18 protein-coding genes are annotated in these 20,991 nt (G+C 71.5%); 5 read left to right on the top strand and 13 right to left on the bottom strand.

What is annotated here, in order from left to right; translation table 11 throughout:
- The first annotated feature begins 46 nt into the window (after positions 1-46).
- Positions 47-832, top strand: coding sequence for a hypothetical protein (locus tag ABZS97_RS00715; protein WP_356131715.1), 786 nt, complete (start codon positions 47-49; stop codon positions 830-832).
- 35 nt (positions 833-867) lie between these two features.
- Complete coding sequence (locus ABZS97_RS00710; RefSeq protein WP_356131712.1) at positions 868-1,878, top strand: helix-turn-helix domain-containing GNAT family N-acetyltransferase; 1,011 nt, start codon at positions 868-870, stop codon at positions 1,876-1,878.
- On the opposite strand, the gene ABZS97_RS00705 is transcribed toward ABZS97_RS00710, so the two are convergent.
- From ABZS97_RS00705 to ABZS97_RS00680, 6 genes are all read right to left on the bottom strand, one after another.
- Positions 1,823-2,881: a hypothetical protein gene (locus ABZS97_RS00705; RefSeq protein ID WP_356131709.1), complete on the bottom strand. Its 1,059-nt coding sequence runs from the start codon at positions 2,879-2,881 to the stop codon at positions 1,823-1,825. The genes ABZS97_RS00710 and ABZS97_RS00705 overlap by 56 nt on opposite strands.
- 154 nt (positions 2,882-3,035) lie before the next feature.
- Entirely contained in the window at positions 3,036-4,025 is a 990-nt protein-coding gene (locus ABZS97_RS00700) for a malate dehydrogenase (protein ID WP_356131706.1), read from the bottom strand.
- An 804-nt stretch (positions 4,026-4,829) separates the two neighbouring features.
- Positions 4,830-6,158, bottom strand: a complete 1,329-nt coding sequence (locus ABZS97_RS00695; RefSeq protein WP_356131704.1) for a DUF2690 domain-containing protein — start codon at positions 6,156-6,158, stop codon at positions 4,830-4,832.
- 410 nt (positions 6,159-6,568) lie between these two features.
- Positions 6,569-7,096 carry a helix-turn-helix transcriptional regulator gene (locus ABZS97_RS00690; RefSeq protein ID WP_356131701.1) on the bottom strand — a complete coding sequence of 176 codons (528 nt, stop codon included), beginning with the start codon at positions 7,094-7,096 and terminating at the stop codon, positions 6,569-6,571.
- Positions 7,097-7,476: 380 nt separating this feature from the next.
- On the bottom strand, positions 7,477-8,085 hold the full coding sequence (locus tag ABZS97_RS00685; protein WP_356131698.1) for a DUF3017 domain-containing protein: 609 nt from the start codon (positions 8,083-8,085) through the stop codon (positions 7,477-7,479).
- 22 nt (positions 8,086-8,107) lie between these two features.
- A complete protein-coding gene (locus tag ABZS97_RS00680) occupies positions 8,108-8,962 on the bottom strand; it encodes a bifunctional methylenetetrahydrofolate dehydrogenase/methenyltetrahydrofolate cyclohydrolase (protein WP_356131695.1) in 855 nt (284 codons plus the stop codon).
- A 279-nt stretch (positions 8,963-9,241) separates the two neighbouring features.
- On the opposite strand from ABZS97_RS00680, the gene ABZS97_RS00675 reads away from it, so the two are divergent.
- Positions 9,242-9,865 carry a hypothetical protein gene (locus ABZS97_RS00675; RefSeq protein WP_356131692.1) on the top strand — a complete coding sequence of 208 codons (624 nt, stop codon included), beginning with the start codon at positions 9,242-9,244 and terminating at the stop codon, positions 9,863-9,865.
- Positions 9,866-9,966: 101 nt separating this feature from the next.
- Here the strand turns inward: ABZS97_RS00675 and purH are convergent, their stop codons facing one another.
- Positions 9,967-11,547, bottom strand: coding sequence for a bifunctional phosphoribosylaminoimidazolecarboxamide formyltransferase/IMP cyclohydrolase (gene purH, locus ABZS97_RS00670; RefSeq protein ID WP_356131689.1), 1,581 nt, complete (start codon positions 11,545-11,547; stop codon positions 9,967-9,969).
- Positions 11,544-12,230 carry a phosphoribosylglycinamide formyltransferase gene (purN, locus tag ABZS97_RS00665; RefSeq protein WP_356131686.1) on the bottom strand — a complete coding sequence of 229 codons (687 nt, stop codon included), beginning with the start codon at positions 12,228-12,230 and terminating at the stop codon, positions 11,544-11,546. The genes purH and purN overlap by 4 nt, the downstream gene beginning before the upstream one ends.
- 349 nt (positions 12,231-12,579) lie before the next feature.
- On the opposite strand from purN, the gene ABZS97_RS00660 reads away from it, so the two are divergent.
- Positions 12,580-13,425: a hypothetical protein gene (locus ABZS97_RS00660; RefSeq protein ID WP_356131683.1), complete on the top strand. Its 846-nt coding sequence runs from the start codon at positions 12,580-12,582 to the stop codon at positions 13,423-13,425.
- Positions 13,426-13,734: 309 nt separating this feature from the next.
- On the opposite strand, the gene ABZS97_RS00655 is transcribed toward ABZS97_RS00660, so the two are convergent.
- A complete protein-coding gene (locus tag ABZS97_RS00655; RefSeq protein WP_356131680.1) occupies positions 13,735-15,351 on the bottom strand; it encodes a DUF6350 family protein in 1,617 nt (538 codons plus the stop codon).
- Positions 15,352-15,447: 96 nt separating this feature from the next.
- Here ABZS97_RS00655 and ABZS97_RS00650 point away from each other — a divergent pair, with 96 nt between their 5' ends.
- Positions 15,448-16,647, top strand: a complete 1,200-nt coding sequence (locus tag ABZS97_RS00650; RefSeq protein WP_356131678.1) for a helix-turn-helix domain-containing protein — start codon at positions 15,448-15,450, stop codon at positions 16,645-16,647.
- A 151-nt stretch (positions 16,648-16,798) separates the two neighbouring features.
- On the opposite strand, the gene sucD is transcribed toward ABZS97_RS00650, so the two are convergent.
- The 4 genes from sucD to ABZS97_RS00630 all read right to left on the bottom strand — a co-directional run bounded on the left by sucD (position 16,799) and on the right by ABZS97_RS00630 (position 20,944).
- On the bottom strand, positions 16,799-17,683 hold the full coding sequence (gene sucD / locus ABZS97_RS00645) for a succinate--CoA ligase subunit alpha (protein WP_327431112.1): 885 nt from the start codon (positions 17,681-17,683) through the stop codon (positions 16,799-16,801).
- A gap of 22 nt (positions 17,684-17,705) precedes the next feature.
- A complete protein-coding gene (sucC, locus tag ABZS97_RS00640; protein ID WP_356131674.1) occupies positions 17,706-18,884 on the bottom strand; it encodes an ADP-forming succinate--CoA ligase subunit beta in 1,179 nt (392 codons plus the stop codon).
- A gap of 501 nt (positions 18,885-19,385) precedes the next feature.
- Positions 19,386-20,537, bottom strand: coding sequence for a hypothetical protein (locus ABZS97_RS00635; RefSeq protein ID WP_356131671.1), 1,152 nt, complete (start codon positions 20,535-20,537; stop codon positions 19,386-19,388).
- Positions 20,538-20,686: 149 nt separating this feature from the next.
- The gene (locus tag ABZS97_RS00630) at positions 20,687-20,944 is read right to left on the bottom strand and encodes a hypothetical protein (RefSeq protein WP_356131668.1); all 258 of its coding nucleotides are present in this window, start codon (positions 20,942-20,944) and stop codon (positions 20,687-20,689) included.
- Between the last annotated feature and the right edge of the window lie 47 nt (positions 20,945-20,991).

The following is a 20,991-nucleotide window of genomic DNA, read 5'->3' as shown; positions in this document are numbered from 1 at the left end:
CGCTGATGCGCACCATGGAGCTGATGCGCACCATGGAGGTGACGCGATGTCCAGGAAGACGCTCGCCCGCACGGCGGTCGCCGCAGCGCTTCTCCTGTCGCCCCTCTCGCCCGTCTCACCCCTCTCCCCCGCGCTGTCCTGGGCGGACGACGGCGACGGCGACGGCGCGAGCGCACAGGAACTCTCCGACAAGGCGCAGGAGACCCTGCTGAAGGCGAAGTCGGTCCACCTCAAGCTCACCGACGACAGCGCGGGCACGAGCACCAGCACCACCCAGCCGACCTCGATGGACCTCGCCCTCGACCAGGACGGCAACTGCACGGGCTCCATCGAGATGGGCTCCGACGGGGGCAGCGTGAAGATGGTCGTGCGCGACGGACAGGTCTGGATGAAACCCGACAAGGCCTTCTGGAAGACCCAGATCCCCGGTGGCCAGGGTGACGCTGCCGCCGAGCTGTTCAAGAACCGCTACATCCACGGCTCCACCGGCGACGCCCTGGTCAAGGGCATGGCCGACAGCTGCGATCTCGACGCCTTCCAGAAGGAGATCACCGGCGATCCGGACAACCGGCACACCCTGACGAAGGGCGCCGAGACGACGGTCGACGGCTCGAAGGTCATCCCGCTGTCGTACAAGGAAACCGGCAAGAAGACCACGCTGTACGTCAGCACGGACGACGACCACCACCTGGTGGAGGCGACGGAGAAGGGCAAGGGCTCGGACCTGACCCTGCTCTTCACCGACTACAACGAGCCGGTCCCGTCGGCCACGCCGTCGGCGGACGAGTCGGTGGACATCTCGAAGCTGCAGAGCGAGTTGCAGAAGATCTGAGCCGCCGAGCGATTTCTTTGACTACAGTCAAAGATATGGAGTCAGTCTCTACGGAACCGGTCGCCGCGGAAGACGTGAAGGCCCTGCGCCGCTTCAACCGCTACTTCACCCGGCGCATCGGGGCCCTTGACGACCACTACCTCGGGCAGGACCGCCCCCTCGGCGAGGCACGCCTGCTCTTCGAGATCGCCGAGACCACCGCGACCGCCGCGACCGCCGATGGCACGGGGGTCTCCGAGGCCGGGGCGGGCGCCTCCCTCCGAGACCTCCGGGGCCGGCTCGGGCTCGACGCCGGATATCTGAGCCGGATGGTCAAGGCGCTCGAATCGCAGGGCCTTGTCCGGGTGAGCGTGCATCCCGACGACAGCAGGCTGCGCATCGCCCGGCTCACCCCGGCCGGGCGGGTCGAGGTGAAGGAGCAGAACCACCGCGCCGACGTCCTCGCCGCGGGCCTGCTCGGCGGACTGAGCGAGCGGCAGCGCGGTGACCTCACGGCGGCTGTCGCCACTGCCGAGCGGCTGCTGCGGCTCGCGGCGATCACGGTCGAGGTCGTCGACGGCTCCTCGGCCGACGCCCGCCACTGCCTGGCCGCCTACGCCGCCGACATCGACGAGCGCTTCCCGGAGGGCTTCGACCCGGCCGCCCTCGTACGGCCCCACGAGGTGTCCGGAACGGCCGGCGCCTTCCTCGTCGCGTACGAGGAGGGGCGCCCCGTCGGCTGCGGGGCGCTGCGCGGGCTGGAGCCCGGGGTCGGCGAGATCCGGCATGTGTGGGTGCACCCGGACGCCCGGCGTCTCGGGCTCGCCCGGCGGATCCTGGACGGCCTGGAACGCGAGGCCGTCTCCCGCGGCCACGGAGTCGTCCGCCTCGACACGCATGCGGTCCTCGCCGAGGCCCAGGCGATGTACCGGGCCTGCGGGTACACGGAGATCCCCCGGTACGACGACAACGCCTACGCCGCGTACTGGTTCGAGAAGCGGCTGCCGCCGGCTACGCCCCCGTGCAGTCCGTGCCCGTCGGGCAGAAGGAGCTCACGGCCGTCGTGAGCAGCCCGCGCAGGTCCTCGGACGTGGCCCCCTCGTAGTGGCTGACGCGGATCGCGTAGAGCGTGCCGTCGGGTGCCGTGAAGCGGTGGTCGATGACGAGGAGGGGGCCCACCTCCTCACCACCGTCGTAGTGGTAGGTGAGTTCGGCCCAGCCCGGGCCCGACGTACGGTCGAGGACCTCGTAGCCGGAGAGCTGCTTCCTGAAGCCCCACGGTTTGTTCTCGGCCTGGTCGAGGGAGTCGGCCGGGCTGTCCTCGGTGACCTTGAACAGCTCGATCTCGCGGCTGTCGCCGGGGTCGGTGTAGTAGGTGACGACCGGCGCCTTCTCGCCCTTCTCCTGCTTCCGGAGCCACCCGTCGGGCACGTCGAGCGTGTAGCCGACGGGGTCCACCGCCCGGCTGTATCCGGGAGCCGGTTCCGGCTGCGGGGCGAGGGATGTCTGCGGCGGGGTGCTCGCGAGCGTCGACGCGGAGGCGAACGCGGAAGCCGACGGGGAGGGGGAAGGGGACTCCGGCGCATGGGCGGAAGCGGAGGCACTCGCGGACGACTGGGAGCCCCCCGACGCCGTACGGTCCGCCGCGTCACGCCGCATCAGCACCCACACCCCCGCCCCGATCCCGCCGGCCACCAGGACCAGGGCGACGACCATGGCGATCAGCTGCCCGGAGCCACCGCGCGCGTTAGCGGGGCCGGGAACGGCTCCAGGGACGGGAGCGGACCACGGCCCGGGCTGCTGCCAGGGCTGCTGAACGGGCGGCGGCTGAACCGGAGGCGGCATTCCGACCGGCGGTGGCGGCGGCGGCTGCTGTGCCGCCGGCTGCTGGACCGGCGGCGGTGGCCGAAGGCCGGCCGCCCGGGTCTCCTCCGCGGCCCACCAAGGAGTCTCCGACCCGGCGTCACCGCCCGCGCCGTCGCCCGCGCTGTTGCCGTCGTCGATCCACCGCTGCTGGTGAGCGTCCCACCGCCACATCTCTTGTCCCCGTCCCCCGATCAGCCTGCTCACTGCGACGATAGCGACGGCTACGTCCGCAGTGTCACCTCATGCGGGGATAAAGAAAGCACGTTCGATACGTACTTTCCGTACGCATGCGGAAGGCCCCGCCCCGGAACGAATCCGGGGCGGGGCCTTGCGCGTTGAGCGGGGTGGCTCGGTCGGCTCAGATGAGGCCGAGGCTGCGGACCGCCTCGCGCTCCTCTTCGAGCTCCTTCACGGAGGCGTCGATGCGGGCGCGCGAGAACTCGTTGACGTCCAGGCCCTGCACGATCTCGTACTGGCCGTCCTTCGTGGTGACGGGGAAGGACGAGATGAGGCCCTCGGGGACGCCGTAGGAGCCGTCCGACGGGATGCCCATGGAGGTCCAGTCGCCGTCCGCGGTGCCGTTGACCCACGTGTACACGTGGTCGATGGCGGCGTTGGCGGCCGAGGCGGCGGAGGACGCGCCACGGGCCTCGATGATGGCCGCGCCGCGCTTGGCGACGGTCGGGATGAAGTCCTCGGCGAGCCACTTCTCGTCGTTGACGGTCTCGGCCGCGTTCTTGCCCGCCACAGTCGCGTGGAAGATGTCCGGGTACTGGGTGGCCGAGTGGTTGCCCCAGATGGTGAGGCGCTTGATGTCCTCGACCGTCGTGCCGGTCTTCTTCGCGAGCTGGGTCAGCGCGCGGTTGTGGTCCAGGCGGGTCATCGCGGTGAAGCGCTCGGCCGGTACGTCCGGGGCGGCCGCCTGCGCGATGAGCGCGTTGGTGTTGGCCGGGTTGCCGACGACGAGGACCTTGATGTCGTCCGCGGCGTTGTCGTTGATCGCCTTGCCCTGCGGCTTGAAGATGCCGCCGTTGGCGGAGAGCAGGTCGCCGCGCTCCATGCCCTTGGCACGCGGGCGGGCGCCGACGAGAAGGGCGACGTTCGTGCCGTCGAAGGCGACGTTCGGGTCGTCCGTGATGTCGATGCCCTGAAGGAGCGGGAAGGCGCAGTCGTCGAGCTCCATTGCGGTGCCCTCGGCGGCCTTCAGCGCCGGCGTGATCTCCAGGAGGCGCAGCTTGACCGGCACGTCCGCGCCGAGCAGCTGGCCGGAGGCGATGCGGAAGAGCAGGGCGTAACCGATCTGGCCGGCCGCGCCGGTGACGGTGACGTTCACGGGAGTGCGGGTCATGGCGTTCTCCGTATGACAGCTGGCGGTGGGGCGTCGCTGCCCCGGGTGCAGGATCCGGATCCCCTGCTCCGCCGCGATGATCGATCAGGGACACAGATGATCGATCTCTTGGCGTCAAGAGAGATCCGCCCGTCAGGCTATCGCGCCTCCGGGATCCCGGACGTCCAGGTACGTGTGGCCCACCCCACAGAGCGACGAAAAGGCGGCCGCCTGCCCGGGAGAGGTGGGCAAGACGGCCGCCAATGGCAACCGGAACAGCCCGGAAGGGGGTGTCTCCTCCCGAACAGCCACCGGATCCCGTGGGGTTACCGTCCGCCTGCCCCGAGAACGCAGGGGCATGCGTGAGCGCGGGGAGGAGTTTTGGGGTTCGGGATTTCAGACGGGTGGCGGTATGCCGGCCCACCAGCGGCGGGACAGCCCGTCGGGCGGGTGGCGGCACTTCAGCTCATCGGGCGGGTGGGGCACTTCAGCCGACCGGCGGGTGGGGCATTTCAGCCCATCGGGCGGGTGGGGCATTTCAGCCCGTCGGGCGGGTGGCGGCACTTCAGCTCATCGGGCGGGTGGGGCACTTCAGCCGACCGGCGGGTGGGGTATTTCAGCCCGTCCGGCGTTTGAGGACGAGCGCGTCAGCGCGATGGCAGGGGGAGAGGGGGCGCAGCCCCCAGGACCACGGGAAGGGCAGGGGCGGAGGGGGCGAAAACCGGCTTCGTGGGCGGACCCGGCACCGGAACGCACAGCGAGGCGGGACCATCCTCGTACGCCGGACGAGCCCGGCACCGTACGAGAACAGCCCCGCCCGCGGGGTTACTTCGTGCAGCCCTTCAGCCCGGCCTTCAACGTCGCACAGGCCTTCGCGTCCCCCGCGTCCTTCACAGCCACCATCGGCGTATACGCGTCGGTGTCCGTGTCGACCGCCCCGGTCTGCTTGGCCGCCGCACCCGAGGACACCTCGACCTTGTCGCCGGCCGCGGCCTGGGTGATGCGGGCCCACGCCGCCCCACAGGTCTTGCTGTAGCGGACCTCGACAAGGGTGGTGCCGACGGTGACGCTGGTGGTGGTGGTCGCCAGCGTCCCGCCGCAGCCCATGTTCTCCGGGTCCTTGCCCGTGCAGCTGCTCCCGCTGCACTTGACCCCGACCGGCAGATCGGGGTCGACGGCGGCGGAGGTGGTGGGCGACTTAGGCGTGCTCTCGTCCTTCTTGTCACCGCCGCCGCGGGTCAGGAACACGGCCGCCGCGATCACGACGAGCGTGCCGACGATCCCCGCGAGGAACATCGTGAGCCGCCGCCTGCGACGCGCCGCGTCGGCCGACCCGCCGGACGGAGGCCGAGCGTCCTGCGGCGGCGTCCCACCGGGCGGCGGCCCGAACGCCCCGGACGCACCCGCACTCGCCCCGGCACCGGAACCACTCGCCCCCGCACCGACACCGACACTCGCCCCCGAATTCCGCCCGGAAGCCTCCGGCGTGCTCCCGGCCCCCCGGCCGGGAGCCTGCGCGGGCCTCTCGTACCCGGCGAGCCCCCACGAGTTGGCGACGGAGGAGCTCCCGGACGAACCCGTACCCGCACCCCCGCCCGTACCCGCGGACGAACCCGGCCGAGACGCGCCTCCCCGTACGTCGCCGCCCACGGAGTCCTGGACGTCCGGAGCCGTCGGCTGCGGAGGGACGGTCGGCGGCACCATCGGCGGGACGGTCGGCGACACGCCCGCCGGTCCGGCGATCCCCGGCGTCACCGTCGTACTGCCGCCCTTGCGGGACTGCTTGCCGTTGCTCCCCTTCGCCGGGGTCGGTCCGAACTCGCCGAGCGCGGCCCGCGCCTGGGAGATCCGGATCGCTTCCATGGTCATGTCGTGGCGCGCCTCCGAGCGGCTCCACGCACGCTCGGCGAGCTCCCACATGGTGGTGAGATGGATGGGGTTGGTCCCGGTCACCTCGGCCAGGGCGACGATCGCCCCCTTGGGGGCGAGGAGCCGGCCGTTGAGATAACGCTCCCAGGACGTCTTGCTGTAGCCCGTGCGGTCGGCCACTGCGGCGATGCTCAGCCCGCTCCGGTCCACGAGTCGGCGCAGCTGGCTGGCGAACTCCCTGACCTGCGGATCGAGCTCATCCGGCAAGGCCCTCCAACGAGGCATTGCTTGTCCCCCCTCATTGCTTTCCCCCCGTACGTGCCTGACTGTTCTCCCGCGCGTGGCGGCCCTCCGCCAAGTCCCCGTTCTGGCTACCCACAGGGATGCGCCCGGCCGGGATCTCAGTTCCCGGGGCGGGGGCGCACGGGAGCATTTCGGGCCGAGGCATGCACCGTTGCACGCCGGTTGGTCTGCGGTCCAGTGTCCCACTGACCCCTTGGTCGACCTGTCGAACCTCTGAGCTGCGCTGATCTCCGCCGAATTCCGGCACGGGACGTCCTGGAGCATCCCGGAGCGTCCCGATTGGCCACGTTAGCCCGGCTGTTGAAGCCGATCGACGTAAATCCCCGAACTTGTCAAGACATCGACACAATGGGAACACAGGAGCGACCTCAGGAGCCACAAGGACAATCAGTTCACCCGAGAGTGACGGCGCCGACGACGGCGACGAGGCCGATGAGGACGAGCCCGAGCAGCGCGACGTAGAGGAGCAGCCGCCCCGAGGATCCGCGCGCCGATCGCGACGCCCTGGTTCCGGGCCGCTCTTCGGGCGCGTCCCACCACGGAAGGGTGGGGTCCTCCTCGTAGACGTCCCCGCCCTCGCGCCCGTACGTGCCGGACGCGGGGCCGCCTCCCGCCGCCTGGGCCGTCGCCTGCGGTCCGGCCTGTGCCGGCTCGCGGGGCCACGCCTGAACCGCCAGCTCCCAGCGCACGACGAAACGTTCAGGCTCCTCGCCGAGCACCCGGCACAGGGCGACGACCGCCTGCCGGGGCGGCGGCTGGGTCGCGTTGAGGTAGCGCTGCCAGGAGGACTTGCTGTACGCCGTGCGCGCGCCCAGGGCGACCAGGCTGAGCCCGGTGCGGTCCTTGAGCAGCCGCAACTGCTCCACGAAGTGGCGTACCTCCGGCGGAAGTTCCTCCGGAAGTGGCTGCCAGGCGCCCATCACCGTCCTCCTCGCCGTTCCCGTGAGCGAGGGACGACGCCGGGGCCCGGACGGTTCCCGTTGCGGGGCGCGGACACCGTAGCGGAATGGTCACTTCCGTGCCACAGGGAACTGCCAGGTGTTGAACAGCCTGGCCGGCGTGCACAAGGGTTGACCCAGGCGGAACACCCGCCCGAACGCGGCCCGTCCTTACTCGGGGGAGAGGACGGGCCGCGGTCGTACTCTCCCTCACCCACGAGGCCGGACGAGCCCAGGGTCAGCCGCACGGCGAAGCCTCCCTCGCTCAGCGGGCCGACACTGATCGTCCCGCCAACGCCCGCCGCAGGGGGTGAAACGGCGGTGGCCCGCATCCTCCGGGGGAGGTGCGGGCCACCGTCCGTTCAGCGCACCGTGAAGTGCAGCGTGTCGTCCAGGAACGGGATCTCCAGCAACGGATTGGGCTGCGCCATCAGCGCGAGCAGCACGATGGCCACGCCCAGGACGCCGTACGTCACCAGGTCCGTGAAGCGGGAGCGGACCGCGAGCATGCCCACGTCGGGCAGCATCCAGCGCAGCACACCGCCGCCGAGCAGCGCGAGGCCGATCAGGACCGTGCCGACGCGGAACACGTCCAGCGCGGTCAGCAGCAGGCCGATCCCGACGGTCGTCAGCACGGCGAGGATCGGCCACTGACGCGCCGGTGCCGGGGCGTCGCCGGGCGCCGCGCGGCCGCCGCCCTCGGGCCGCGCGGTGTCACGGGTGAACAGCGGGAAGCGGCGCGTGGTGCGACGCGGCCTCCCCTCGGCGTCGGGCGCGCTGACGGCGTCCCGCACCTCGATGTCGTCGGCGCCATTGGTGGCGTCGGCGCCGGTGACGTCGTCGGCGGCGGCATCGGTGGATTCGGTGGCAGCGGCTCTTTCACCAGTACGGGCGCCATGGGCGCCTGCAGCGGTACGTGCGCCGCCGCCCCCCGTGGCGGTGCCGGCGTCGCCGTGCTCGTCGACGTCCACGCGGTCCCCGTGGCCCTCAGCCTCAGCCGACACTGCGCTCCGCCGCCTCCACCACGTTGACGAGCAGCTGGGCGCGGGTCATCGGGCCGACGCCGCCCGGGTTCGGTGAGATCCACGCGGCGACCTCGGCGACGCCCGGGTGGACATCGCCGACGATCTTGCCCTCGGCGCTGCGCGAGACACCGACGTCGAGCACGGCCGCGCCCGGCTTCACGTCCTCCGGGCGGATCAGGTGCGCCGAGCCGGCCGCGGCGACGATGATGTCGGCGCGCTTGAGGTGCGCGGAGAGGTCACGCGTGCCGGTGTGGCACTGCGTCACCGTCGCGTTCTCGGAGCGCCGCGTCAGCAGCAACGGCATCGGGCGCCCGATGGTGACACCGCGGCCGACGACCACCACCTCGGCGCCCTTGATCTCGACGCCGTACTGACGCAGCAGGGTGAGGACACCGTTCGGGGTGCAGGGCAGCGGGGCGGGCTCGTTGAGGACGAGGCGCCCGAGGTTCATCGGGTGCAGTCCGTCCGCGTCCTTGTCGGGGTCCATCAGTTCGAGGATGCGGTTCTCGTCGATGCCCTTGGGAAGCGGCAGCTGGACGATGTAACCCGTGCAGGCGGGGTCCTCGTTGAGCTCCCGGACCACCGCCTCGATCTCCTCCTGCGTGGCGGTCGCGGGCAGTTCGCGCTGAATGGAGGCGATACCGACCTGGGCGCAGTCACGGTGCTTGCCCGCGACGTACTTCTGGCTGCCGGGGTCGTCGCCGACGAGGACGGTCCCCAGGCCGGGCAGGACGCCCTTCTCCTTCAGGGCCGCCACGCGGGCGGTCAGGTCGGACTTGATCGCGGCTGCGGTGGCCTTGCCATCGAGAATCTGGGCGGTCATGGCCCCATCCTCGCGGATGACCCGGCCCCGGTTCCAATCCGGCCACCAGGCGGGCGTTCCGGCACCGGATTTCCGGGCGCATGTCACACATCCGGCCATGATCGGGATGTTGCACTTGCACAACACATATGGCATGCGGCTGGACAAGTAAGAGGCGCCTAAAGAACGATGAGAGGCACAGTGCCGCGGGCAGTACCGGGGGGACGGACCGCTCTGTAGAAATTCCTCCGACCGTTCCGCGCTTCGTCCCCGCGCATAGTCAACGGAGGAAAACCCGCCATGAGTTTCGGCGACCCGAACAACCCTTACGGGCAGCCCCCCCAGCAGCCCCCGGCCGCTCCCGGATACGGCTACCCCCAGCAGCCCCCCGGCGTACCGCCGCAGGGCTACGGCTACCCGCAGCAGCCGGCGTACCCCGGCTACCCGGGCGGCAACCAGATGCTTCCGCAGTCGATGCCGGGCCTGCTGATGACGGCTCGTGTGTTCCTGTTCATCATCTCGGTGCCCCAGATCATCGGAGCGCTGTTCTGGTTCTACGTCGCCGCCTTCGCGAACGACGTCTCGGACAGCGCGGACGACTACGGGTTCAGCTCGGTGAGCGACGGCGGCCACATGGCCGCCGGAGTCTTCTTCCTGATCGCGCTGCTCGCCGCGGCCCTGGCGACCCTCTCCATCACACTCGGCGTGAAGTTCAGCAAGGGTGGTCAAGGCGTCCGCATCACCACCGTCGTCTACGGTGCGCTCGGCGGCATCGTGGGTCTGATCGCGCTCTTCGCCGGTCTGGACTCCGGGCTCGCGTCCGCGGTCATCTTCCCGTTGATCTGGGTCGTCTTCGCCACCGTCATCACGGCGGCGCCGGTCGTCGCAAGCGGCACCGCCTGGTTCGCGCGCCCGCGCTACTGAACCAACCCCCAGCACCACCCGCACCACTCACACCAAGGGCCGTGCCCCCCTCGTACAGGGGGACACGGCCCTGGTGCGTTACCTGTGCGGCAGCGAACGGGTCAGTGGAAGAAGTGCCGCGTCCCCGTGAAGTACATCGTCACGCCCGCCTTCTTCGCGGCGTCGACCACCAGCTCGTCGCGGACCGAACCGCCGGGCTGCACCACGGCCTTGACGCCCGCCTCGGCGAGGATCTCGAAGCCGTCGGGGAAGGGGAAGAACGCGTCGGAGGCCGCGTAGGAGCCGCGGGCGCGCTCGGCGCCGGCCCGCTCCACGGCGAGCTTCGCCGAGTCGACACGGTTGACCTGGCCCATGCCGACGCCGACCGAGGCGCCGTCCTTGGCGAGCAGGATCGCGTTGGACTTGACGGCCCGGCAGGCCTTCCAGGCGAACGCCAGCTCGTCGAGCTCACCGGGGCTCAGGGCGTCGCCGGTCGCGAGGGTCCAGGACGCCGGGTTGTCGCCGTCCGCCTGGAGGCGGTCGGTGACCTGGAGCAGCGCGCCGCCGTCGATCTGCTTGACCTCGACGGGGTTGGCCGGACCCTGATGGGCCCTGAGCACGCGGATGTTCTTCTTCTTGGTGAGGGCTTCGAGGGCGCCGTCCTCGTACTCGGGCGCCACGATGACCTCGGTGAAGATGTCGGCGACCTGCTCCGCCATCTCCTTGGTCACCGGCCGGTTGACGGCGATGACGCCGCCGAACGCGGAGAGCGGGTCGCACGCGTGCGCCTTGCGGTGCGCCTCGGCGACGTTCGAGGCGATCGCGATCCCGCACGGGTTGGCGTGCTTGATGATCGCGACACACGGGTCGGCGTGGTCGTACGCGGCACGGCGCGCGGCGTCCGTGTCCGTGAAGTTGTTGTACGACATCTCCTTGCCGTGCAGCTGCTCGGCCTCCGCGAGGCCGCCCGTGCCGTCGACGTACAGCGCGGCGCCCTGGTGCGGGTTCTCGCCGTAGCGCAGGGTGTTCTTGCGCGCGTAGGTGTGGCCGAGGAAGTCGGGGAAGCCACTGTCGTCCGCGGCGGCGTACTCGTCGGCGAACCAGGAGGCGACGGCGACGTCGTACGCGGCCGTGTGCTGGAACGCTTCGGCGGCGAGCCGCTTGCGGGTGGTGAGGTCGAACCCGCCACCCTGGACGGCCGCGAGGACATCGGCGTACCGCTGCGGGCTGGTGACCACGGCCACCGACGGGTGGTTCTTGGCGGCGGCGCGGACCATCGACGGACCGCCGATGTCGATCTGCTCGACGCACTCGTCGGGCGACGCGCCCGAGGCGACCGTCTCGCGGAACGGGTAGAGGTTGACGACGACGAGGTCGAACGGCTCCACGCCCAGGTCCGCGAGCTGCTGCCGGTGGTCCTCAAGGCGCAGGTCGGCGAGGATGCCCGCGTGGACCTTCGGGTGCAGCGTCTTGACGCGGCCGTCCAGGCACTCGGGGAAGCCGGTGAGCTCCTCGACCTTGGTGACGGGGACGCCGGAGGCGGCGATACGGCCGGCCGTGGACCCGGTGGAGACGAGTTCCACGCCGGCCTCGTGGAGCCCGCGGGCGAGCTCTTCAAGTCCGGTCTTGTCATAGACGCTGACGAGCGCCCGACGGATGGCCCGCTTGTCGCTCTCGGCCGTGACTGTGCTCTCGGCGGTCACTGGATAACTACCTTTCGTCCCTCAATGCGATAGCCGTTCCGGGCGAGCCGCCCCACGACATCGACGAGCAGCCTTCGCTCGACTTCCTTGATGCGCTCGTGCAGCGCGCTCTCGTCGTCCTCGTCCCGGACCTCCACCACGCCCTGCGCGATGATCGGTCCGGTGTCGACGCCGTCGTCGACGAAGTGGACGGTGCAGCCGGTGACCCGCGCGCCGTACGCGAGCGCGTCGCGCACGCCGTGGGCCCCCGGAAAACTGGGGAGGAGGGCGGGGTGCGTGTTGACCAACCGCCCGCCGAACCGCGCGAGGAATTCCTTCCCCACGATCTTCATGAACCCCGCGGAGACGACCAGGTCGGGCTCGTACGCGGCAACGGCGTCGGCCAGGGCCTCGTCCCACTCCTCGCGGGTGTCGTAGTCCTTCACGCGGCGCACGAAGGTCGGCAGGGCGGCGCGCTCGGCGCGGGTGAGCCCCTCGATGCCGTCGCGGTCCGCGCCCACGGCGACGATCTCGGCTCCGTAGGCCTCGACGCCCTGCTCCGCGATGGCGTCCAGCAGTGCCTGAAGGTTGGTGCCGGATCCGGAGACCAGCACGACAAGGCGCCTGGCCGCGGACTTGACCACGGGCTCGGCCACGACGGGGCCCTTTCTCGGGGGTGCGTTTGTATGGTCGTACGAATGCATCGCACCCCTGAATACGGGGAAGTCTACGAAGCGGCCGACCGTCAGCAACGATACCGGCACACCGGGCGGCCCCCACGGGACGGGGGCGCGGCCGGAAGGTAGCGTCTGGGAAGGTTCCACCCGGGAACACCGTTCAGCACGGGGAACGCCCTGTGCGCGTGGGACGTTGATCTGGGACGGGAGGCTCGGGCCCGGGGCACGCGGCCCGGCCACGCCACCCGGCGAGGACCACCGAGTCAGTTCCCGAGCAAGTCATCAGTCGGTTCACCAGCACGTTCATCAGCACGCTGACCAGCGCGTTCACCAGCACATTCATCAGAACATTCATCAAGGGGAAGACGCACACCTGATGCCGGATCGCAGTCTCCGACTCCCTCCGCCCCTGCTGCGCGAGCGGCGCCCTTCGCCCACGCCGCCGCAGGAGAGCGGACGCGACGCTGCGGACGGGCGGGGCCGGGAGACTCCTTCGGCCCCCTCGTCGGACACGCCGACGCCGTCGGACCCGCCCTCCGACCCGCCCTCGGAGGACAACCCCTTCGCCCCGCCGCCGGAGGGGACCCCCGACCGGCCGTGGCAGCCCCGGAGGCCCGCGAACGGGCGGGGCTCGCAGGACGACGGCCGGTCCGGGCAGCCCGGGCAGTCCGGACACCAGGGGCAGTCCCCGTGGGGCAACCAGTGGAGCGATCAGCAGCCGGGCCGTTCGAGCGGCGGCCGCTTCGGTGACCGTCCCGGTGCGCCTCAGGGGCAGGGCGGTCAGGAGGGGCCCGGCGGCGGTCCGGGCACCGGGATGCGCTGGGACCCGACGGACCCCGCCCAGCGGCGGGCACGCTTCGCGCTGCTCTCCGGGATGTGGGCGTTCTTCTTCGCCCTCTTCAGCTGGCCGTACGTGGCGCTGCTGCTCGGCGCGCTCGCCCTGTACTGGGGCGGCAGCGCCCTGCGCGCCAAGCCGCGTACGCCGGATCCGGACGCCCCGGCGCCCGACCCTGCCGCGAGCACCCGTCCTCAGAAGACGGCTGCGGTGAGCGGCCTGGTCACCGCCTCCCTCGCCATCGTCATGGTCGCCGCGGCCTTCACCGCCCAACTCGTCTACAGCGACTACTACTCCTGCACGAACGACGCCCTCACCAACTCCGCCAAGCAGTCCTGCAACGACCTCCTCCCGAAGGAACTCCGGGGGCTCTTGGGCACGCGCTGACGTCGAGGGCTGCTGCCTGCCGGTCGTCGACCAGGGGTGGGGCCGGAGCATCTGGCGCGCCGAGCCCGCGGCGGTGAAGCCGAACCGACCACCCCCACGCACCCGCAGCCGCGTACGCACGGCAGGGGACGGGCCGGAACGTCCGCCCGCAGCGGATGGCGCGTCAACACCCTCCACCTGTAACGCAACCGATTCCGCGCCGGACCGAGGACGGATGCTCCGGCCCGGCCCCGACCCACCCACCGGACCCCGGGCGCCATGCCGTACCCGCGGCCGCAGGTACGCGGGGCCCTCGGCCCTGGTGCGGGCTCAGCCCAGCTCTTCCGGGTCCGCGAGGGTGGAAGCCTCCTTCAGGGCTGCCCAGCGGGACTCTCGGGTGGCGTCCTCGTGCCAGGGAGAGGGCGGGGCGTCCGCGGGGAGGAAGTCGTACGGCTCGAAGGTGGGGTCCGGGGGCTCCGGCGCGGGCGTGGGCGGCAGCACGGGCTCCGCCTTGCCCGCGGCCCGGGACGACCGTGGCCTCGCCCACGAGAACCAGGTCTTCGCGGAGGGCAACGCCACCCGGAGCCGATGCCGGCCGGAGACCCGTACCCGCCAGCCCCGTACTCCCCCGGCCACCAGCACGCCCACCACCCCCACCCACCCGACCGCCGCAGGCCCCGCCTGCCACCACACCGGCCCGAGATGGGCCAGCGCATCCACCCCGAGCGGCCCCCCGGCCAGCCCCGCGAGCCCCGCGACAGCGGCCCCGCACAGCACGGAAGCGAGCCCCACGACAGCGGCCGTCCGTCCCCTCGACCAGGCCTCCTCCCGAGCCCCGCCCTTCGGCGCCGCCGCCGCGACGGTGAACCACGCGACCGTCACCCCCGCCGCCACCGGCACCGCCACGGCCCCCCAGCCCCACGGCGTAGCCGTCCCCGGCACCGCAGCCAGCAGCGGGAACGGTGGCAGCAGGGACCCCGGTCCCGCCGAGGACAACGGTCCCGCGACATGCCCGGCACCCAGCACGACCCCCGGCCCCAGGCCGTAAGCCGCCCCCCACACCGCGGCGTTCGGCACGAGGGCCACGCACAGCAGCAGTACGGCGAACCGGCCCGACCACACCTCGGTGAGCTGCAGGAACGAGTCGCGCGCCGCTCCGCCGTGCCATACCGAGGACGCGGCGACGAGCAGCGCCCCGCCCCCGACCAGCACGGCGACCCCGGCCCCGGCCGCCCGCACCGCCGAGGCGAGCGCGCGGCGGGCGCCCGGCTCCAGACCCTCGTCGGTGACGAAGCGCCGTAGGCCTCCCGGCAGAGCGGCCGTCAGCCTCCTGCGCCACCGGGCCGGCAGCGGCCCGCTCGGACGCCCGTACGCCGTCCACACCCCCGCTCCCGCCGCCGCGGCCGCAACTACCGGAAGGCATACGGCGGTCCACGCCCAGGACGGTCGCAGCTCGCCGCCGGAGGCGTACAACGCGGCGGCCCCGCCGACCGACAGATAGCCCGTCACGACCCCGGCCCACACCGCGCGCGGCGACGCCTCGGAGCCGCCGTCCTCGTCACCCTCCGCGTCGGTGTCCGCCGCGTCGCGCGCCGCGCGGTGCAGCAGCCACGTCGGCAGCACGAGCAGCAGCAGCGGCGTGATGCCCACGGGCGCGGGCACCCCCGACAGGGTCTCGGTGCGGACCAGTTCGGCCCCGTGCGCGAGCAGCCACAGCGCGGCGGCGACATGCAGCGCGCCGCCGGGTCCGCTGTCCGGGTACGGCGAACTGATCCACAGCACCATGACGAGGACGGCGAACGAACCGAGCCCGAGCCCGGCCGCGAGCGCGCCGCCGAAGGCGCCGGCGGCCAGCCCGGGCGAGCGGTCGCGCATCCGGGTGAGCAGGGACGACAACGACGTGATGCGGGACGTGCCGCGCTCGGTGAGGTGGGTCACGTCCGCCATGCTCCCAACGACACGCGCTTTCCCGTCGTAACAGGCGAAGCTCGGATGTGTCGCTCAATATGCATCTATGTACTTTTTCGTACGAAAGGGCGCGCTGTGACGGACGGCTCTGCCACCCCGCTCCCGTCCCCCAAGGAACGGCGCCGCCGCCGCGAGGCCAAGTCACTGAGCCAGGCCGAGGTCGCCGCCCGGATGGGCGTCACCCGCGAGACGGTGCGCTCATGGGAGACAGGCCGTACGACACCGCGCGGCCGGAGACTGGAAGCGTACGCAAAGCTGCTGGGCACACCCGAGGGCCCGCCCGCCGACACCGACGCCGACATGCGTGAAGCCGTCGTCGCTGAGGTACGTGAAGTCGCCGAGGCCGAGGTGAGTGACCGTCACGAGGCGACCGTGCGTGCCCTGGTCGGTGTCGGCGGCGGACCGTCCTTCGACCCGCTGCCGGCGGGGGAAGCGGAGGCGGAGGCCACCGCGCCGGCCCCGGCCGACACGCTCGAACCCCTGACGCCCGCTCAGGCCTTCGACGCCCTTTACGCGTTCTGCGCCCCCGCTCTCGTACGGCAGACCTATCTGCTCACCGGGCGCCGCGAACTGGCGCGCGAGTCCGTGGAACGCTCCTTCCAACTGGCCTGGCACCGCTGGCCCGAGGTGGCTGTCGACCGGGACCCCGCGGGGTGGGTGCGGGCGACGGCGTACGAGTACGCGCTCTCCCCCTGGCACCGGCTGCGCCCCCGACACCGGCACCCGGAGGCGCCGCCCGCCGACGCCGCCGGCCGGGCGCTGCTCGGCGTACTCCTGCAACTGCCGCCGCCCTACCGGCGCACCCTGCTGCTCTACGACGGCGTCGGGCTCGACCTTCCCGAGACCGCGGCCGAGACGGAGGCGAGCACGCCCGCGGCCGCCAACCGGCTGCTGTACGCGCGTCAGGCCGTCGCCGCGCGGCTGCCGGAGCTGGCCGTCCCGGAGGCGCTGCACCAGCGCCTCACGCAACTCGCCGGCACGGAGCGGCTCCGCGCCGCCAAACCCCGGGCCGTCCGTACCGGCAGCGAGCGCCGTGCCCGTCAATGGACCCGCGCGGCCGTCGCCTGCACGGCCCTCCTCATCGGCATCACCGCCCTGACCCTGCGCGAGGCCCCGGACCACTACGAGGCTCCGGTCGCCCCGGGCGCCGCGGTCCGGGGGGTGCCGCCGCGGGCTGCTCCGGGCGCGCTCTCCGAGGAGGAACTGGAGTTGAGAGCCAAGCTCAGGTCTCAGACGGCCCATGGCCCGGAGAGGCTGGTGCCGCAATCGCGTTAGGCGGCGCGCGCCTCGTCATCGCATCAGGCGTGACATCGGGCGTCGTGTCTGTCAGGCGTGACATCGGGCGTCGGTGTCGGTTCCGGAAACGCCGGTGGGCCCGTACCCCTCAAGGGGTACGGGCCCACCCGACGTTCAGGCAAGCGGAGGATCAGCCCGCGAGAAGCTCGCGCGCCAGCTTCGCCGTCTCGGTCGGCGTCTTGCCGACCTTGACACCGGCGGCCTCAAGGGCCTCCTTCTTCGCGGCGGCCGTGCCGGAGGAGCCGGAGACGATGGCGCCGGCGTGGCCCATGGTCTTGCCCTCGGGCGCGGTGAAGCCCGCCACGTAGCCGACGACCGGCTTCGTCACGTTCTTCGCGATGAAGTCCGCCGCACGCTCCTCGGCGTCGCCACCGATCTCACCGATCATGACGATCAGGTCGGTGTCGGGGTCGGCCTCGAACGCGGCGAGCGCGTCGATGTGCGTCGTACCGATGACCGGGTCGCCACCGATGCCGACGGCGGACGAGAAGCCGATGTCACGGAGCTCGTACATCATCTGGTACGTCAGCGTGCCGGACTTCGAGACCAGGCCGATGCGGCCCGGCTTCGTGATGTCGCCCGGGATGATGCCGGCGTTCGACTGGCCCGGGGTGATGAGACCGGGGCAGTTCGGGCCGATGATGCGGGTCTTGTTGCCCTTCGACTTCGCGTACGCCCAGAAGGCGGCGGAGTCGTGGACGGCGATGCCCTCGGTGATGACGACCGCGAGGGGGATCTCGGCGTCGATCGCCTCGACCACGGCGGCCTTGGCGAAGGCCGGCGGCACGAAGAGGACGGACACGTTGGCGCCCGTCTTCTCGATCGCCTCGGCGACCGTGCCGAAGACCGGGATCTCGGTGCCGTCGATGTCGACCGACGTGCCCGCCTTGCGCGGGTTGACGCCACCGACGATGTTCGTGCCGTCGGCCAGCATGAGCTTGGTGTGCTTCATGCCCGTGGCACCGGTCATGCCCTGGACGATGACCTTGCTGTCCTTGTTGAGGAAGATAGCCATGGCTGTGTGGTTCCCTCGTCCCTTACTTGGCCGCGGCCAGCTCGGCGGCCTTGTCGGCCGCGCCGTCCATGGTGTCCACGCGCTGGACCAGCGGGTGGTTGGCGTCCGACAGGATCTTGCGGCCCAGCTCGGCGTTGTTGCCGTCCAGACGCACGACCAGCGGCTTGGTGACTTCCTCGCCCTTGTCCTTGAGCAGCTGCAGCGCCTGGACGATGCCGTTGGCGACCTCGTCACAGGCGGTGATGCCACCGAAGACGTTGACGAACACGGACTTGACGTCCGGGTCGCCGAGGATGATCTCCAGGCCGTTCGCCATCACGGCCGCGGACGCGCCGCCGCCGATGTCGAGGAAGTTGGCCGGCTTCACGCCACCGTGGTTCTCACCGGCGTACGCGACGACGTCGAGGGTGCTCATGACGAGACCCGCGCCGTTGCCGATGATGCCGACCTCACCGTCGAGCTTGACGTAGTTGAGGTTCTTGGCCTTGGCGGCGGCCTCGAGCGGGTTGGCCGACTCCTTGTCCTCGAGAGCCGCGTGGTCCGGCTGGCGGAACTCGGCGTTCTCGTCCAGCGACACCTTGCCGTCAAGGGCGATGACCTTGCCGGAGGCGACCTTGGCGAGGGGGTTGACCTCGACGAGGAGGGCGTCCTCCTTGATGAAGGTGTCCCACAGCGTCACCAGGATCTCGGCGACCTGCTCCGCGACCTCGGCCGGGAACTTCGCCTGGGCGACGATCTCGCGGGCCTTCTCGATCGAGACGCCCTCGTTGGCGTCGACCGGGACCTTCGCGAGGGCCTCGGGGTTCTCCTCCGCGACGACCTCGATCTCCACGCCGCCCTGAACGGACGCCATGGCGAGGAAGGTGCGGTTGGTGCGGTCGAGGAGGTACGAGACGTAGTACTCCTCGACGATCTCGGGCGCGGTCTCGGCGATCATCACCTTGTGGACCGTGTGGCCCTTGATGTCCATGCCGAGAATGTCCGTCGCGCGGGCGACGGCCTCGTCCGGGGTGGCGGCGAGCTTCACGCCACCGGCCTTGCCACGGCCGCCTACCTTCACCTGGGCCTTGACGACGGACTTGCCGCCAAGACGCTCGGTCGCCTCGCGGGCTGCCTCAGGCGTGTCAATGACTTCACCGGCCAGCACCGGTACACCGTGCTTGGCGAAGAGGTCCCTCGCCTGGTACTCGAACAGGTCCACGCGCGTCCGTCCCTATCAGTGATCTCGCGGTTCGTTGGGATGCGTGGGCGTGCCGCGAAGGGCAACGTGACGTCCGCTGTCACAAGGGTGGCGCACACGGTGTCCGAGCGCGCGGCATGTCCGTCTCGCAGGTTATCGCCGCTGGACGCGGGTCCCTAAATCGCAGATCACACCTGAGCGGTGATACCTGTCACAGATTCGTTGGAAACGGGGCCTCACCGGGCTGGGGTTTGCCCGGTGAGACCCCTTGAACAGCCCTCAATGGCTTTGAAGGGCCCAGGACGGGTGGTCCCCACCCCAATGGGGACCACCCGCCCCATCCGCAGGGTCCCGGTCGGAATTCCGGTCGGACGGACCGATGGCTTTCGACCGTCCGGGGCCGCGGGCCCTGCGGAGATGGGAGGGGAAGGGAACTACATGGGGATCTATCTGCATACGGCTGATCGCGGCTGGTGCGGCTGGTTGCGGCTGCTGCCGCTGGTTGCCGCTGGTTGCCGCTGGTCAGCCGAGGTAGCCGGGGGTCACCGACTGGGCTACGTGGTGGACGCCGGTGACGGCATGGCCGGCCAGCGGGCCACCGGTCGCGCCGACGGTTCCGGTCAGGTCCTGAGCGAAGGGGGCGACCTGTCCGGTCACGCCCTGCGCGAAGGGGTCGACCTCGCCGACGACGCCGCCCGCGTACGGCCGCACATCGCTCGTGACGCCGTACGCCAGACGGGTGGCGCTGCCCGCGACTCCGTCCGCAACGGGCCGGACCTTGTCGACGACGCCCTGCGCGAACTGCACGACCGGTTGCGCCGCGTCGGCCACACCGCCGGTGAAGGGCCGCACATCGTGCGCGACGACGTGCTGCGCGAACGGGGCCACGCCGCCGACCGCACCCCACGCGAGCGGCGGAACTCCGCCCGTGACACCGCCCACGACACCGCCCGCGAACGGCCGGACATCGCCGACGACGCCGTGCGCCAGAGTCGTCGCGTCTCCTACGGCCTGCCCGGCGACCGGGACGACCCCGTGGACGGCGGTCGCCGCGACCGGCGGCAGCACGGCGCCCGCCGTGTCCCCGACGACACCGGAGGCGACACCCCCGACGAGCGGCTGCGCATCACCCGTCACGCCGTACGCCAGCCTGCTCGCGTTGCCGGCCGCGTGCCCCGCGAGCGGCACGACGCCGTCGACGGCGGTCACGGCGACTGGCGGCACAGCGGCGGCCGCGGTCTCGTCGACGACCGGGGCCATGGTGTTTGTGGTGCTTGCGGTGCTTGCGGTGCTTGGGACGTTCGTGGTGCTCGTAGTGACGGGCGCGAAGGCTGAGAGCGGCCCGAAGAGGTAGTCGATCTCGTCCTCGGGCGCGGTGGTCGTGGTGGCGGTCGCGGCCTTGTCGGTTGCCGTGCTGGTGGCAGTACCAGCAGAGGCACTGTGGGCGACATCGGTGACACCGGCGGCATCGGTGACATCGCTGCCGCCCGTGGCGCCGGTGGCTGTGTCCTCGACGTCGCTCGTCACGTTCGCGACGACTCCGTCGGCATTCACGTCGGGAAGGGAGACGGACGGCGAGTGCAGCTCGTCCGCGCTGGCGACGGCGGTGCCGAGCGCCCATGCGCCGGAGACACCGGCGGCTATGACGAGGGAACGGCGGATGTTCTTGTTCATGCTTGCGTCAGATCCTTCGGGAGACCGAGACATTCGGTTCGGGAGGTCCGGGGGCTTCCATCCGGGAATCGGAGGAGCGGGGTGCCCGGACGGCGGGCAGACCTGTTCCGCCCCCGCGCGGCAGGTCGATCAGCGGGGGAAGGGCTGCCCTAGCCGGGGAAAACCGGAATGTCCCGGTACCTGTCCCGGGTCTCGGCCGCGGTGACGCCCGCGGGTGCGCCGGGCGCGAGCCGCAGCGGCGCCAGGTGGTTCAAGGTGACGGCCTGCGGATCACCGTGTCGCGGCGCGCCGTTGTCGACCGCCGACTGATTGCCCAGCGCGCCGGTCGGGTCACCGGTTGGCTCACCGGCGGGCGCCTGGTGCACGGGCACCTGGGCGATGCGTGCACGCCGGCTTCCACCACCCACGGCCGCACCGCCGGCTTCCGCACTCCGCGCGTGGGGGCCGTACACAG

The sequence above is a fragment of the Streptomyces sp. NPDC005485 genome (assembly GCF_040606085.1).
GTDB lineage: Bacteria > Actinomycetota > Actinomycetes > Streptomycetales > Streptomycetaceae > Streptomyces.
The sequence above is the reverse complement of the archived record's forward strand: the minus strand, read 5'-3'. Positions and strand labels throughout refer to the sequence as shown.